General features: G+C 74.4%; 13 protein-coding genes. 6 read left to right on the top strand and 7 right to left on the bottom strand.

The window, feature by feature from the left end; translation table 11 throughout:
- Nucleotides 1-161 precede the first annotated feature (161 nt).
- Nucleotides 162-917 (top strand): hypothetical protein, encoded by a 756-nt coding sequence (locus tag ACPYOM_RS15680; RefSeq protein WP_481346674.1) that lies wholly within the window; start codon nucleotides 162-164, stop codon nucleotides 915-917.
- Nucleotides 918-986: 69 nt separating this feature from the next.
- Here ACPYOM_RS15680 and ACPYOM_RS15675 read toward each other — a convergent pair whose 3' ends face one another.
- Nucleotides 987-2,210, bottom strand: coding sequence for an SGNH/GDSL hydrolase family protein (locus ACPYOM_RS15675; protein WP_481346673.1), 1,224 nt, complete (start codon nucleotides 2,208-2,210; stop codon nucleotides 987-989).
- 230 nt (nucleotides 2,211-2,440) lie between these two features.
- On the opposite strand from ACPYOM_RS15675, the gene ACPYOM_RS15670 reads away from it, so the two are divergent.
- Nucleotides 2,441-3,811 carry a cystathionine beta-synthase gene (locus ACPYOM_RS15670; RefSeq protein ID WP_481346672.1) on the top strand — a complete coding sequence of 457 codons (1,371 nt, stop codon included), beginning with the start codon at nucleotides 2,441-2,443 and terminating at the stop codon, nucleotides 3,809-3,811.
- Between the two features lie 31 nt (nucleotides 3,812-3,842).
- Here the strand turns inward: ACPYOM_RS15670 and ACPYOM_RS15665 are convergent, their stop codons facing one another.
- On the bottom strand, nucleotides 3,843-4,433 hold the full coding sequence (locus ACPYOM_RS15665) for an HhH-GPD-type base excision DNA repair protein (protein WP_481346671.1): 591 nt from the start codon (nucleotides 4,431-4,433) through the stop codon (nucleotides 3,843-3,845).
- An 87-nt stretch (nucleotides 4,434-4,520) separates the two neighbouring features.
- Between ACPYOM_RS15665 and ACPYOM_RS15660 the strand changes: the two genes are divergently transcribed.
- Entirely contained in the window at nucleotides 4,521-5,558 is a 1,038-nt protein-coding gene (locus tag ACPYOM_RS15660) for a DUF695 domain-containing protein (RefSeq protein ID WP_481346670.1), read from the top strand.
- A gap of 62 nt (nucleotides 5,559-5,620) precedes the next feature.
- On the opposite strand, the gene ACPYOM_RS15655 is transcribed toward ACPYOM_RS15660, so the two are convergent.
- Nucleotides 5,621-6,280 carry an IMPACT family protein gene (locus tag ACPYOM_RS15655; protein ID WP_481346669.1) on the bottom strand — a complete coding sequence of 220 codons (660 nt, stop codon included), beginning with the start codon at nucleotides 6,278-6,280 and terminating at the stop codon, nucleotides 5,621-5,623.
- Nucleotides 6,281-6,286: 6 nt separating this feature from the next.
- A complete protein-coding gene (locus ACPYOM_RS15650) occupies nucleotides 6,287-7,009 on the bottom strand; it encodes a sirohydrochlorin chelatase (protein ID WP_481346668.1) in 723 nt (240 codons plus the stop codon).
- 159 nt (nucleotides 7,010-7,168) lie between these two features.
- On the opposite strand from ACPYOM_RS15650, the gene cobA reads away from it, so the two are divergent.
- Nucleotides 7,169-8,221 (top strand): uroporphyrinogen-III C-methyltransferase, encoded by a 1,053-nt coding sequence (cobA, locus tag ACPYOM_RS15645; RefSeq protein ID WP_481346667.1) that lies wholly within the window; start codon nucleotides 7,169-7,171, stop codon nucleotides 8,219-8,221.
- Nucleotides 8,218-9,402 (top strand): uroporphyrinogen-III synthase, encoded by a 1,185-nt coding sequence (locus ACPYOM_RS15640; RefSeq protein WP_481342232.1) that lies wholly within the window; start codon nucleotides 8,218-8,220, stop codon nucleotides 9,400-9,402. The genes cobA and ACPYOM_RS15640 overlap by 4 nt, the downstream gene beginning before the upstream one ends.
- Before the next feature lie 217 nt (nucleotides 9,403-9,619).
- Here ACPYOM_RS15640 and ACPYOM_RS15635 read toward each other — a convergent pair whose 3' ends face one another.
- Nucleotides 9,620-10,009 (bottom strand): winged helix-turn-helix transcriptional regulator, encoded by a 390-nt coding sequence (locus ACPYOM_RS15635; protein WP_481346666.1) that lies wholly within the window; start codon nucleotides 10,007-10,009, stop codon nucleotides 9,620-9,622.
- Between the two features lie 113 nt (nucleotides 10,010-10,122).
- Between ACPYOM_RS15635 and ACPYOM_RS15630 the strand changes: the two genes are divergently transcribed.
- Complete coding sequence (locus tag ACPYOM_RS15630) at nucleotides 10,123-10,989, top strand: SDR family oxidoreductase (protein ID WP_481346665.1); 867 nt, start codon at nucleotides 10,123-10,125, stop codon at nucleotides 10,987-10,989.
- A gap of 112 nt (nucleotides 10,990-11,101) precedes the next feature.
- Here the strand turns inward: ACPYOM_RS15630 and ACPYOM_RS15625 are convergent, their stop codons facing one another.
- Complete coding sequence (locus ACPYOM_RS15625; protein WP_481346664.1) at nucleotides 11,102-11,641, bottom strand: nitrite reductase small subunit NirD; 540 nt, start codon at nucleotides 11,639-11,641, stop codon at nucleotides 11,102-11,104.
- 49 nt (nucleotides 11,642-11,690) lie between these two features.
- On the bottom strand, nucleotides 11,691-14,183 hold the full coding sequence (gene nirB / locus ACPYOM_RS15620) for a nitrite reductase large subunit NirB (protein WP_481346675.1): 2,493 nt from the start codon (nucleotides 14,181-14,183) through the stop codon (nucleotides 11,691-11,693).
- Nucleotides 14,184-14,307: the final 124 nt, after the last annotated feature.

The following is a 14,307-nucleotide window of genomic DNA, read 5'->3' as shown; positions in this document are numbered from 1 at the left end:
ACCGCGGGAGGCCCTCCCCTGTCAGCAGCTCACAGCGCGAAGTCGCACTCCCTCAACCAACGTGCCCGGTCAGTACAACTAGGGTTGCCGGGTCGCGGCCACGGGCCGCCACCCGCCCGGCCGGTGCCGGGTGACCCGACCACCCAGGGGGCCTCTCACCCATGAAGACCATGACGACCCGCGCCGTCACTCTCGCCGGCGCCCTCGCGATCAGCCTCGGTGCTGCCGCGTGCTCCAAGGCGGGCACCCCGACGGCGGCCTCCACGGGCTCGTCCGCGGCGAGCTCCGCGTCGACCTCCGCGACGTCCACGGCCGCCCAGGCGCCCCAGCCGGCCGACCTGCTCGAGAAGGCCAAGACCAACGCGCTCGCCGCCACGTCGGCCGTGTTCGCCGGCGATGTCGAGCAGGACGGCAAGAAGGTCACCATCGAGTTCAAGGGAACGAGCGACGGCAAGACCTCGGACATCTCCATCGCGATGGAGGGCAGCGGCCGGGCGCGCCTCATCACCGTGCCGGACGCCGTGTACATCCAGGCCGACGAGACCTTCTGGAAGAAGCAGGGCGCTCCGGCGTCGGTGCAGAAGGCCGGGGACAAGTTCATCAAGGCACCCTCCTCCGCGTCCGCGATGGCCGACAGCCTCAGCCTCAAGAGCTTCCTCGAGAAGGCGTTCGCCGAGGTGAGCGCCGACAAGCTGTCGAGCACCGTCGGCGAGGAGTCGGTCAACGGCACCGAGTGCTGGGTCCTCACCGACAAGAAGGGCAAGAGCGAGGGCGCGCTCTACGTCTCCAAGGACGCCTTCCAGGTGGTGCGCTTCAGCGGCTCGTCCAAGAGCCCCGGGCAGCTCGACTTCTCCAGGTGGAACGAGGACCTCGGCATCAAGGCGCCGGACGCGAGCCAGATCATGCCGCTCGGCTGACGCGTCCGAACCGCGAGGGGCCGTCCGCAGTGCGGGCGGCCCCTCGTCGCGCGTGCCCGCACGGCTCGTTCAGCCGGGAGTGACGTTGTCGGGCTCGCGAGAGGAGTCCGGCACAGGTCCGTCGGGCTGGACCGACGCGCCCCGCGCGTCGATGCCGCCGGAGCCGTCGGCCCCGACCGGCGCGTCGACGCCGCCGGAGCCGCCGGGGCCGCCGGAGCCAGCCGTCCCGTCCGGGGGCGGCGGAGCGGTCGGCACCGACGTCGGTGGGCCGGGGACGCGGTCGACCGGGAAGGACCCGACGGGAACGGCCGGCCGGATGCGGTGCAGCAGGACCGCCCAGCGTCCGTGCGCGCCCCGGGCCTGACCGGCGACCTCGGCCGGTGCGACCTCGGTGCCGGGCTGGGCCACGGCCCGGGTGGCGGCGACCGCGACCGGGCCGACGCCCTCGCCACGGCGCAGGTTCGGCTCGGGCGGGGCGCTACGCTCGCCGAAGAGGTCGAGCGCGGCACTGACCGTGGGCAGCAGCGCTGCGGCGACCCGCGCGTAGCCGGCCGGGCTCGGGTGGAACCGGTCCTCGCTGAACATGACCTTCGGGTCGGCGCTGAACGCCTCGCTCAGCATGTCGCCGACCGACACGGCGCGACCTCCGGCCTCGACGACCGCGACGGTCTGGGCGGCCGCGAGGTCGCGCGACCAGCGGCGGGCCAGCAGCCGCAGCGGCTGGGGAACCGGCTCGATGGCACCGAGGTCGGGGCACGTGCCCACGACGACCTCGGCCCCGGCCTCGCGCAGGCTGCGCACCGCCATCTCGAGGTGGCGCACCGCGACCGAGGTGTCGATGCGATGGGTGACGTCGTTGGCGCCGATGAGCACGAGGGCGACGTCGGGGTCCGGAACCGCCTCGAGGGCGCGCTCGACCTGGCCGTCGAGGTCGGGTGACTCGGCCCCGACGACGGCGACGTTCGTCAGGCGCACCGGACGGCCGCTGAAGGCCGCGACCCCGCTCGCGACGATCGCCCCGATGGTCTGGTGCGCGTCCGCCGCCCCCATGCCCGCGCCGGTCGAGTCCCCGAGGACGACGAGCTCGATCGGCTCGCCGGGGCCGAAGCCGTAGCGTCCGTCGTCCTCCGGTGCGCCCTCGAACGGCTGGCCGACGAGGCGCCGGGCCATCGCGGCCTCGGCCTTGATGACGCCGTAGCCGAGCAGGCTGAGCAGGCCGAGGCCGGCGACCCCGACGCCACCGCCGTACGCTGCCTGCTGCGCGATCCTGCGCGCGCGCCGTGCGCGCCCCATCCGGGCTCCCCCTCCGTCATGGTTGCGGTCGTCGTGCCGTCGCGGTCCTGCGACGCGACACCGGCCCGATCGGCCGGCTCACCACGGTAACGCGCGGCACCGACGCGCCGTGCCCGGTTTCGTCCGATGCCGTCCCGGGCCGCCCGGCCCGGGACGGCGACGCTGGCGCGGCGGGGCGCGGCGCGCGGCCGCCGTCTCGCGGGCTGGGACGGCGCACCTAGGATGGGTGGGTGAAGTACGCAGAGAACGTGGCCGACCTCGTCGGCAACACGCCCCTGGTCAAGCTGGGCTCCGTCACGGCCGACGCGGGGGTGAGGTGCACCATCCTGGCGAAGGTCGAGTACTTCAACCCGGGAGGCTCGGTCAAGGACCGCATCGCGCTGCGCATGGTCGAGGCCGCCGAGCGCGACGGCCTGCTGAAGCCGGGCGGCACCATCGTCGAGCCCACGAGCGGCAACACCGGCGTCGGGCTCGCGCTCGTGGCCCAGCGCCGTGGCTACAAGTGCGTCTTCGTCTGCCCCGACAAGGTGAGCCAGGACAAGCGCGACGTGCTCAAGGCCTACGGCGCCGAGGTGGTCGTCTGCCCGACCGCCGTCGAGCCGGACCACCCGGACTCCTACTACTCGGTGAGCGACCGCCTCGTCCGCGAGATCGACGGCGCCTGGAAGCCGAACCAGTACTACAACCCGGAGGGCCCCAACAGCCACTACCTGACGACCGGTCCGGAGATCTGGCGCGACACCGACGGCAGGGTCACCCACTTCATCGCCGGCGCCGGCACGGGCGGCACGATCAGCGGGACCGGCACGTACCTCAAGGAGGTCAGCGACGGTGCGGTGCGCATCATCGCCGCCGACCCGGAGGGCTCGGTGTACTCCGGCGGCACGGGCCGCCCCTACCTCGTCGAGGGCGTCGGCGAGGACTTCTGGCCGGGCGCCTACGACCCGTCCGTCGTCGACGAGGTCATCGCGGTCACCGACGCCGAGTCCTTCGAGATGACCCGGCGGCTGGCCCGCGAGGAGGGCCTCCTCGTCGGCGGCTCGTGCGGGATGGCCGTCGTCGCGGCGCTGCGGGCCGCCGAGGACCTGCCCGAGGACGCCGTCGTCGTGGTGCTGCTGCCGGACTCGGGCCGCGGGTACATGAGCAAGATCTTCAACGACGAGTGGATGCACTCCTACGGGTTCCTCACCGACCACACCGAGCAGACCGTCGGCGACGTCCTGCACACGAAGTCCGGCGACATGCCCGCGCTCGTGCACACCCACCCGAACGAGACCATCCGCGACGCCGTGGCGATCCTCAAGGAGTACGGCGTCTCGCAGATGCCGGTCGTCAAGGCCGAGCCGCCGGTCATGTCCGGCGAGGTGGCCGGCTCGGTCAGCGAGCGGGCCCTGCTCGATGCCCTCTTCACCGGCCGAGCGCACCTGGCCGACGCCGTCGAGAAGCACATCGAGCCCGGCCTGCCGCTCATCGGGGCCGGGTCCCCGGTGTCGGCGGCCCGCAAGGAGCTGCAGACCGCGGACGCCGTGCTCGTCGTCGACGACGGCAAGCCGGTGGGTGTCCTCACCCGCGCCGACCTGCTGGCGTTCCTCGCCGACTGATGCGGCTGCTGGGCCGGGGCCGCCGCCCCGGTCAGGGCTGCTGCTTCGCCTCGGCCTTCTTCGCCTTCTTGTACTCGCGGACCTTGACGCGTGACGCGTCGTCGACGACGTCGGCGATCGACCGGTGGCCGGGTCGACCGTAGTCGCCGGTCGCCTCCTGCCAGCCCTCGGGCGTGACGCCGAACTGCTTGGCGAGCAGGGCGGCGAAGATCCGGGCCTTCTGGTCCCCGAAGCCGGGCAGGCTGCCGATGCGGCGCACCAGCTCGCGGCCCGAGTCGACCCCGGCCCACACGTTGGCCGCGTCGCCACCCCAGTCGTCGACCAGCGCCTGGCACAGCTGCTGCGTACGGGCCGCCATGGAGCCGGGGAAGCGGTGCAGCGCCGGGGGCGTCCGGAAGTGCTCGAGAAGGGTCTCCGGCGGCAGCGCGGCGATGGCGGCCGCGTCGAGGCGTCCGCCGGCCGGCACGCCCAGGCGCTCGGCGAGGACGCTCGGCGACGTGAACGCCTTCTCCATCGGGATCTGCTGGTCCAGCTGCATGCCGAGCAGCAGCGCGAGGGGGTCGTGGGCGAGCAGCTCGTTGGCCGCGTCGGTGGAGCCGAGGTGCAGTGCCTGGGGTGCCATGGACCCATCGTGCCGCATCGGCGCGGGCCCGACGGCCGGGCCCGCCGTCGCCACCGGCTCCCAGCCCGATGGTGCATGATCGCGGCCATGAGGCTGTTCCGCCGGCCGCGTGACGAGCAGGTGCCCCCCGACCCTGTCGCGGCGTTCTGGTCCTGGTGGGTCGAGTCGGGCGCGGCCCTGACCTCGGCCGCGCTCGCGGACCGCGAACCCGTCCGGGTCGCAGACGAGCTGAGCCGACGGGTCGCCGCCATCGCCGACGGCCTGACGTGGGAGCTGTCGGCGGGCAGCACGAGCGCCCACGTGCTCGTCGTCTCGCCGGAGGGTGACCCCGACCTGCGGGCCACGGCCCGCCGCTGGCTGCGTGCCGCGCCGGACCCGACCGCCACGTGGGGCTACGCCGACACGCGCCAGCCCGTCGACGACATCGACGCCGTCGAGCTCGAGACCGACGCGGCGACCGTGGCCTTCCGTGATGTCGTCGTCAGCGCTCGGCGCGAAGGGTTGCGCATCTCGGTGGCGGTGCACCATCCGGCCTTCGCCGACCTCGACGACGCGGCCCGGGCCACGATCGCCTACCTCGCGCTGGACTCGACCATCGGTGAGTCCGACGTCGAGTGCTGGATCGGCGAGGTGAGCCGGCCCGAGCTCCCACCCCTCGATGCCTTCCCGCTGCGCTGGATCCGCTCGCTCGTCGCCGACCTCAAGGCCGAGCACACGGCGCCGGACGGGCAGCCGCAGCACGTCGTCTTCCAGGGCCAGGGTGCGGACGGCCCGATCGTCGCGATGGCACAGGTGCCCCTCGCCGCCGCCACCGCGCCCGAGCTCGACACCCACGTCGGCGTCTTCCTCGAGTACCTCGCCACCGACGACGGCCTGCCGACGCCGGGTGCCCTCGACGAGCTGCGTCACTTCGAGGAGGCCCTCACGGTGGACCTCGAGGGACGCGGCAGGGTCGTCGCGCACCAGTCCAGCGCCGGGACGCGGGTCCTGCACGTCTTCGTCGACGGCACGACCGACGCCGCCGAGCACGTGCGCACCGCCTCACGCCGCTGGACCCAGGGCGGGGTGGGCGTCACCGTGACCCATGACCCGTCGTGGTCGATGGTGGCCCACCTTCGAGGGTGAGCCGCCGCGGCGGCGGTGCCCACGGCCGCGACGGCCGCCGGCTGGGTCGGCAGCAACCCCCGTCAGCGGGTGCCCCGGCCGACCGGCACCCAGACGTCCGCCCCCGGCGTGACGCGTCCGGCACCCGAGGTCAGGGTCGCGACGGTGCTGCCGAACGCGTCGACCGCGTCCGGCTCGACGTCCACGTGCAGGCGGACGCCCTCCGGCAGGTACTCGGCCGCGGTGACCTCGACGTCCGGTAGCCCGCGAAGAGCGTGCTCGACGCGGGGCCCGTCGCCGTGGCCGACGGCGACGGTCGTCGTCGTGCGCCGCGCCATCGTCACGACGGGTGCGGCATCGAGAGCCGCCGACACCGCGTCGCCGTAGGCCCGGATCAGGCCGCCCGTGCCGAGGAGCGTCCCACCGAACCACCGCGTGACGACCGCGACGACGTCGGTGAGGTCGTGGCCGCGCAGCACCTCGAGCATCGGGGCACCGGCGGTGCCGGACGGCTCGCCGTCGTCGTTGCTGCGCACCGTCGACGCGTCGGCACCGAGGACGAAGGCCGTGCAGTGGTGGCGCGCGTCCCGGCTCGCCGCACGGACCCGCTCGATCACCGCCCGCGCGTCGTCCTCCGAGGTCACCGGCGCGACCTCACAGAGGAAGCGCGAGCGGCGGACCTCGATCTCGGCTCGGGCGGGTCCGCCGAGGGTGCGGTAGGAGCGGGGCTGGCTGGGCGGCACGCGGCCTCAGTCCGGCTCGGTCCGGCCGCCCTCGTCCGCGTAGCGGTCGAGGACGATGTCGACGAGCTCCGGCGGCGGCGGCTCGTCGGGCAGCAGCAGGGGAGCGGTGACGACGTCGGCGCCGGAGCGCCCGGCGAGGTCGGCGAAGAACCCGGGAGCGAGCAGGTAGGTGGCCACGACGACGCGGCGACCCGAAACTCGTTGTGCGCCAACGGCGTCGGCGAGGCGGGGCTCGGCGGCCGAGAGGTAGCCGGTGGGCACGTCACGGCCGATCAGCACGCCGAGCCGGGCGGCGACGTCCTCGCAGTCACGGAGGGCCGACGGCTCCGACGAGCCAGCGGCGCCCAGCAGGACGACGTCGTCGTCCCGCAGCCCAGCCGCGTCGAGGCGCCGGGCGAGCAGGTCCGCGAGGCGGGCGTCGGGGCCGAGGGCCGGCGCCACGCTCGCGCCGGGATGCCCGACCGCAGCCTCGGTGAGGTCGACGAACACGTGGTACCCCGCCGACAGCAGCAGCGGCACGAGCCGTACGCCCCGGCCGGGCGGCAGCGTCCCGAGGACCGTCGGCGGGTCGGGCTGCTGGACGTCGACGAAGGCAGCGCGCACGTCGACGTCGGGACGTCGCACGGCCACCGCGGCGACGAGCGCCGCCACCGCCGCCTGACCCTGCGGCGAGGCGGTGCCGTGCGAGGCGGCGACGAGGACCGGCTGCTCGGGAGCGGACGTCGTCATGGCAGCACCCTGTCACGCGCGGGACCACGTCGGACGCGCACGTCGGCGGGCGAGACGGGTGAGGGGTGTCTTACCGCGGTGTCGCACGGCCGAAACGCCGACGAAACACGTCGTTCCTACGGTTGACCTTGCGCAGACCGACGGCGAGGGGAGACGCGCGTGCTCATCGACACCGACCTCACCGCGGCGCGCGTGGTGGTCGCCGGACCGGACGGGCTCACCGCCGCGGCCGCCCGTCGGCTCTCGCGCGCCGGGGCCGAGGTCGTCGTCCTCTCCGCCGCCGACGCCGTGACCCCGGAGGCCTGCCGCGGCGCGCAGCTCGGCGTCCTCGTCGGACCGGCATCGGGCTGGGACCGCGCCCGGGCGGTGCTCCGTTCCCAGTGCCTCGTCGTCGACGAGCCCGCCACCAGCCCCGACGTCGGGCGGGTCGTCCTCGTGGGAGCCGGCCCGGGAGGCGTCGAGCTGCTGACCCTGGCGGCCGTGCGGGCGCTCGCCGATGCCGACGTCGTCCTCGCCGACCGCCTCGCCGAGGTCGGTGACCTGTCCGCCCTGGCGCCCGGGGCCGAGGTGGTCGACGTCGGCAAGCGCCCCGGCCACCACGCGGTGCCCCAGGACGAGATCGAGCGGATGCTCGTGGACCGCGCCCGCGCCGGGCTCACCGTCGTGCGGCTCAAGGGCGGGGATCCCTACGTCTTCGGCCGCGGCGGCGAGGAGGTCGCGGCCTGCGTCGCGGCCCGCGTGCCGGTCTCGGTCGTGCCCGGCGTCACCTCGGCCATCGGCGTGCCGGGAGCTGCCGGCATCCCCGTCACGCACCGGGGGGTCAGCCACGTCGTCACCGTGCTGTCGGGCCACGTGCCGCTCGACGAGACGCGGGCCCGCGGTCTGGTCGCCGTCGGAGGGTCGATCGTCGTGCTCATGGGCGTGCACAACCTCGTGCCGATCACGGACGCGCTGCGCCGGGCCGGGCTCGACCCGGACATGCCCGCGGCCGTCGTGGAACGTGGTCTGACGTCGAGCCAGCGCAGCGTCGTCGCCACGCTGGCGACGCTGGCCGAACGCGCCGCGAGGCTCGGGATCACCTCTCCCGCAGTGGTCGTCATCGGCGACGTCGTCGGGCAGGCTCACGTGTGGGCCCGGCGCGTCCACCACCCCGGGGACGCCGGGGCCACGTCGCCCGAGTCCGTCCCCGTCCCCGCGGGGGCACCAGCGTGAGCACGCCGCCCCCACGCACCCATCCGGCCACCCCGTGGTCCGAACAGCTGACCGGGCCGGACCCAGACGCCGGCCCGCCCGAGCCGACCGGTCCGGTCCTCGAGGGGTTCCGGATCGCGGTGACCTCGGACCGGCGCTCCGAGGACCTCGTCGACGCGTTCCGCCGGCGCGGCGCCGACGTGCTGCACGCTCCCGCGGTCCGCATCGCACCGATCGACGAGGACGAGGTCCTCGTCGCCGACACCCGAGCCGTCATCGAGAGCCGACCCGACGTCGTCATCGTCACGACGGCCTACGGCTTCCGCCGCTGGATCGAGGGCGCCGACGCGGCCGGCCTGGGGGAGGACCTCGCCGACGTGCTCGACGCGGCACGCATCATCGTGCGCGGCCCCAAGGCGCGCGGGGCGGTCCGGGCTGCGGGCCACGTCGACGACGGCATCGCCGAGGACGAGCGCACCGCCTCGACCGTGACGCTCGCGCTGGCGGCCGGCGTCGACGGCCGACGCGTGGCGGTCCAACTGCACGGCCACGAGGACGTCGAGCAGCTCGAGCGGCTGCGTGCCGCCGGGGCGGTGGTGCTGACGGTCGCGCCGTACCGCTGGGTGCGGCCCACGGACGAGAGCCGCCTCGGCCGCCTCATCCAGGCCGTCGCCGCCCGGGAGGTCGACGTGGTGACGTTCACGTCGGCGCCGGCCGTCGACGGGCTCGTCTCTGCCGCAGCCCAGCTCGGCATGGACGGCGTCCTCGTCGATGCGATGCGCTGCGGCGTCACGGCCGCTGCGGTCGGTCCGGTGACGGCCGCGCCGCTGCACGACCTCGGCATCACGCCGATCGTGCCGGAACGGTTCCGGATGGGGGCGCTCATCCGCACCGTCGTCGAGCATCTCACCGTCAACGGCATCGCGCAGGTGCAGACCGCCCTCGGTCCGCTCGTCGTGCACGGCCGCACGGTGACGTTCGGTGGTGAGACCGTGACCCTCCCGCGTGGGCCCCGCGCCATGCTCGCCGCGCTGATGGCCGACCCGGGAGCGGTGTGCACCCGCGAACGCCTCCTCGACGAGCTGCCCGACGCCGAGAACGAGCATGCGCTCGACATGGCCGTCAGCCGGCTGCGCGCCGCGCTGCCGGACCGGGACCTCGTGCAGACCGTCGTGCGCCGCGGCTACCGCCTCAACGTCTGACGCCCGGGCGTGGGCCCACGCCGTGCCTCGCCCCGGGCCGAGTGGCCGGAGCGACCCGGCCGAACGTGTCGGTCAGGCCCGTTTCGCAGTCCGGATCCGGTCGCTCGGCCCGTCCCTGGGGTGGGTGGTCGGCGCGCGAGGGTGAGGGCGCGCCTGTGTGAGGCGGCGGCTGGGTGAGGGCGACGCCTGCGGGACCGGCAGGCGCGCGACGCGTCGGTCAGGCGGAGGCGTCGGCGCGCGTCGACCGGGCGACGATGGCGGCGGCGTGGTCGGCGATCCAGTCCATGAGCGGCACGAGCCGGGAGGCCAGGTCCTGGCCCTCGTCGGTGAGCGAGTACTCGACGTGCGGCGGCACGACGGGGCGGGCGTCGCGGTGGACGAGGCCGTCGGTCTCCAGCGTGCGCAGGGTCTGGGCGAGCATCTTCTCGCTGACCCCCTCGGCGCGCCGGCGCAGCTCGCTCCAGCGCAGTGGCTCGCCCTCGGCCAGGGCGAGCAGCACGAGCGTCCCCCACTTGCTCGTGACGTGGTCGAGGACGACGCGGGAGGGGCAGTCCGAGGCGAAGACACCGTCGGGGAAGTGGTGGTGCAGCGTCTGACTCACTCTCATGTCAGTACCTTACTTCAAAGTGGGTACTAACTTCTGGGAAGTACCGGTGGCGGCGGCTGGTTGACCCGGACGTCCCGGCGCCTGCGGCGCCTTCCAGCCCGAAAGGACCTCCCATGACCATCCTCGTCACCGCCGCCAGCGGCCACCTCGGCCGTCTCGTCGTCGACGTGCTGCTGCGCCGCGGCGTCGCGCCCTCCGACGTCGTCGCCACGGCACGCCGGCCCGAGGCCCTCGCCGACCTCGCCGACCTCGGCGTGGAGGTCCGGCGGGCCGACTACGACGACCCCGCCTCCCTCGACGCCGCCTTCGCCGGTGTCGAGCGGCTCCTGTTCGTCTCGGGCAGCCAGGTGGGCGCTCGGATCCCGCAGCACCGCAACGTCGTCGACGCGGCCGCCCGTGCCGGCGTCGGCCTCGTCGCCTACACGAGCATCACCCGCGCCGCGACGTCCGACATCGCCCTGGCCGCCGAACACCGCGCCACGGAGGAGATGCTCGAGGCGTCCGGGCTGACCACCGTGCTCCTCCGCAACTCGTGGTACCTCGAGAACTACACCGCGCAGCTGCCGACCTACCTCGAGCACGGGGCCGTTCTCGGGGCCGCCGGCCAGGGACGGGTCAGCGCCGCGACCAGGGCCGACTACGCCGAGGCCGCAGCCACCGTGCTGGCCGAGGACGGGCACGCGGGGAAGACCTACGAGCTCGGTGGGGCGCCGTTCACCATGGCCGACCTCGCCGCGACCGTGGCCCGCGTCAGCGGCGCCGACGTCGTCTACCGCGACCTCCCGGTCGAGGAGTACGCGGCCGCGCTCGTCGGGGCAGGGCTGCCCGAGGGGTACGCGCAGGTGCTCGCCGACAGCGACCGCGGGATCGCCGAGGGAGCCCTCTTCACCGACTCCGGTGACCTGGAGCGCCTCGTCGGCCGCCCGGCGACCTCCCTCGAGGACGCCGTCCGCACGGCCCTGCCGGTTGCGGTCCGCTGACCGGCTGACCGGCCGCTTCGAGCGACTGCGGGTTCGGGGCACGGACCGCGCGGGCCCGACCCGCGCCTGCCCCGAACCGCAGCTCCTGCCCCGAACCGCGGTGGGTGCCGCGTCAGGTGGGGACGCCGAGGAGGACGACGCCGTGGGCGATGCGGACCGCGTACGTCGGCAGGCGCGTGCCCGGGTCGTCGAGCGCCTCGCCCGTCCGCAGGGAGAAGACCTGCTTGAGCAGGGGTGAGGCGACCGTCGGCTCGCCAGCGCGGTCGCCCGTCAGCCCGCGCGACATGACCGCCGCGCCCGCGTAGGGGTCGAGGTTGCCGACGGCGTAGACCATGCCGGTGCCCAGGAGGAAGAGCGCGGCCTGCTCGCCGCCCGGCAGCAGGACGGCGACCCCGCGCCCCGGGACGAGCGTGTCGACCGGGCAGGCCCGGACCCACGCGGGCACGCCGGGTCGCGGCAGGACGCCGGGACGCACGACGATGCGTCGGCCGGTGGCTGACGGGTCGACAGCCGTGCCCACCTGGGCGGCACCGGCAGCGGCGGCAGCGGCGGGCGCGGCGGCAGCGGCGGCAGCGGCGGCACCGGCGGCACCGGCGGGCGCGGCGTCGGGGTTCGGGTCAGTGTGGGGGGCGGCGGTGGCCAGGGTGGTCATCGTGGGTTCCTCTCCGGGAGTGGGCGGTGCGAGGGTGGCGAGCCAGGACTCAGTCGGCGCGACGCAGGCTCGGCAGGCCGAGCGTGACCGGCACCTTGCGGACGCCGCTGTCGTCGAAGGCGATCGTGGCGTCGGCCTCCTCGGGCGCGTTGACGAAGGAGACGAAGCGGGCGAGCTTGTCGGGGTCCTGGAGCACGGCGGCCCACTCGTCGCGGTAGCCCTCGACGTGCCGGGTCATGGCCGCCTCGAGGTCGGCGGCGACGCCCAGCGCGTCGTCGCAGACGACCGCCCTCAGGTGGTCCAGGCCGCCGTCGAGTGCCTCGAGCCACGGCGCCGTGCGCTGCAGCCGGTCGGCCGTGCGGACGTAGAACATGAGGAACCGGTCGATGTACCGCACGAGCGTCTCGGCGTCGAGGTCGCTGGCGAGCAGCTGGGCGTGCTTGGGGGTCTGGCCCCCGTTGCCGCACACGTAGAGGTTCCAGCCCTTGTCGGTGGCGATGACGCCGACGTCCTTGCCCCGTGCCTCCGCACACTCCCGCGCGCAGCCGGACACCCCGAGCTTGAGCTTGTGCGGCGATCGCAGTCCCCGGTAGCGCAGCTCCAGCTCGACCGCCATGCCGACCGAGTCCTGCACGCCGTACCGGCACCACGTCGAGCCGACGCACGACTTCACCGTGCGCAGCGACTTGCCGTAGGCGTGCCCGGACTCCATGCCGGCGTCGACGAGCCGGCGCCAGATGAGCGGCAGCTGCTCGACGCGGGCGCCGAAGAGGTCGATGCGCTGGCCGCCGGTCAGCTTGACGTAGAGGTCGAAGTCCTTGGCGATGGAGCCGATCTCGATGAGCTGCTCGGCGGTCACCTCCCCGCCCGGCATACGCGGCACGACGGAGTACGTGCCGTTCTTCTGGATGTTGGCCAGGAAGTGGTCGTTGCTGTCCTGCAGCGCCGCCTGCTCGCCGTCGAGGATGTGGTCGCTGCTCGTCGAGGCGAGGATCGAGGCGACGGTCGGCTTGCAGATCTCGCAGCCGGTGCCGCGGCCGTACCGCGCGACGAGCCCCGAGAAGGTGCGGATGCCGGTGGCCGAGACGATCTCGAAGAGCTCGGCGCGGCTCTGGTCGAAGTGCTCGCACAGCGCCGTCGACAGCTCGACGCCGGAGTCGACGAGCAGCTTCTTGACGGTGGGCAGGCAGCCACCACACGTCGTCCCGGCGTTGGTGCAGCCCTTGACGGCGGCGAGGTCGCACGCACCCTCGGCGATGGCCCCGCAGATCGCGCCCTTCGTCACGTTGTTGCACGAGCAGATGACGGCGTCGTCCGGCAGCGCGTCGGCCCCGAGCTCGGCCCCGGCGGGGGAGATGAGGGCGGCCGGGTCGCCCGGCACCTCACGGCCGACGTACGCCTTGAGCGTCGTGTAGGCGGTGGCGTCACCGACGAGGATGCCGCCCAGCAGGGTCCGGGCGTCGTCGGAGACCACGACCTTGGCGTAGGTGCCCTTGGTGGCGTCGGTGTGGACGATCTCGAGGGCGCCTGGGGTCGCCCCCATGGCGTCACCGAAGGAGGCGACGTCGACGCCGAGCAGCTTGAGCTTGGTCGACAGGTCGGCGCCGGGGAAGGTGGCCTCGCCGCCGAGGAGACGGTCGGCGACGACCTCGGCCATGGCGTAGCCGGGAGCGACCAGCCCGTAGCAGCGCCCCTCGAGGGCCGCGACCTCGCCGATGGCCCAGACGTTCTCGTCGTTCGTGCGGCACGCCGCGTCGGTGACGACGCCGCCGCGCTCACCGATCTCGAGCCCGGCCGCTCGACCGATCGCGTCGGCCGGTCGGACTCCGGCGGAGAAGACGACGAGGTCGGTGAGCAGCGCTGTGCCGTCGGACAGCTCGACGGCGAGGCGGCCGTCGTCCTGGGCCTCGATCGCGCTCGTGCCGGCACCGGTGTGCACGTGGACGCCGAGCCGGCTGACGAGGCCGGCGAGCACGGCGCCGCCACCCTCGTCGACCTGCAGCGGCATGAGGCGCGGCGCGAACTCGACGACGTGCGGGGTCAGGCCGAGCAGGCGCAGCGCGTTGGCGGCCTCCAGGCCGAGGAGGCCACCGCCGACGACGAGGCCGTTGGCCTCACGTCCCTCGGCGTGGGCCCGCTCGAGGGCGGCCTCGGCCCGGGACCGGATGCCGTCGAGGTCGTCGAGGGTGCGGTAGACGAAGCAGCCGTCGGCGTCGTGGCCGGGCACCGGCGGCACGAAGGGGTAGGAGCCGGTGGCGACGACGAGCGCGTCGTAGCCGATCGTGTCACCGGTGCTGGTCGTCACCGTGCGGGCGACGCGGTCCACCTGCTCGGCGCGGGTGCCGAGGCGTAGGTCGACGAGGGCGTCACCGGGGTAGCCATTGCCCGTGAGCGCCAGCGCGCTGCGGTCCCAGGCGCCGACGTAGGCGGACAGGCCGACGCGGTCGTAGGCCGCCTCGGCCTCCTCGGACAGGACGACGACGCGCCACGTGCCCTCGGAGTCGCGAGAGCGGAGCGCCTCGACGAAGCGGTGGCCGACCATGCCGTGGCCGATGACGACCACCGTCCGGGTGGGCTGGGTCTGCTGCGTGGTGGACATCAGGCGGCTCCTTCTTCGAGGGGCTCGGGCCTGTCTCTTATACACATCTGACGCTGCCGACGACGGA

The organism is Monashia sp. HAY1-2A, from assembly GCF_056755315.1.
This window is presented reverse-complemented; position numbering and strand designations above follow the sequence as displayed.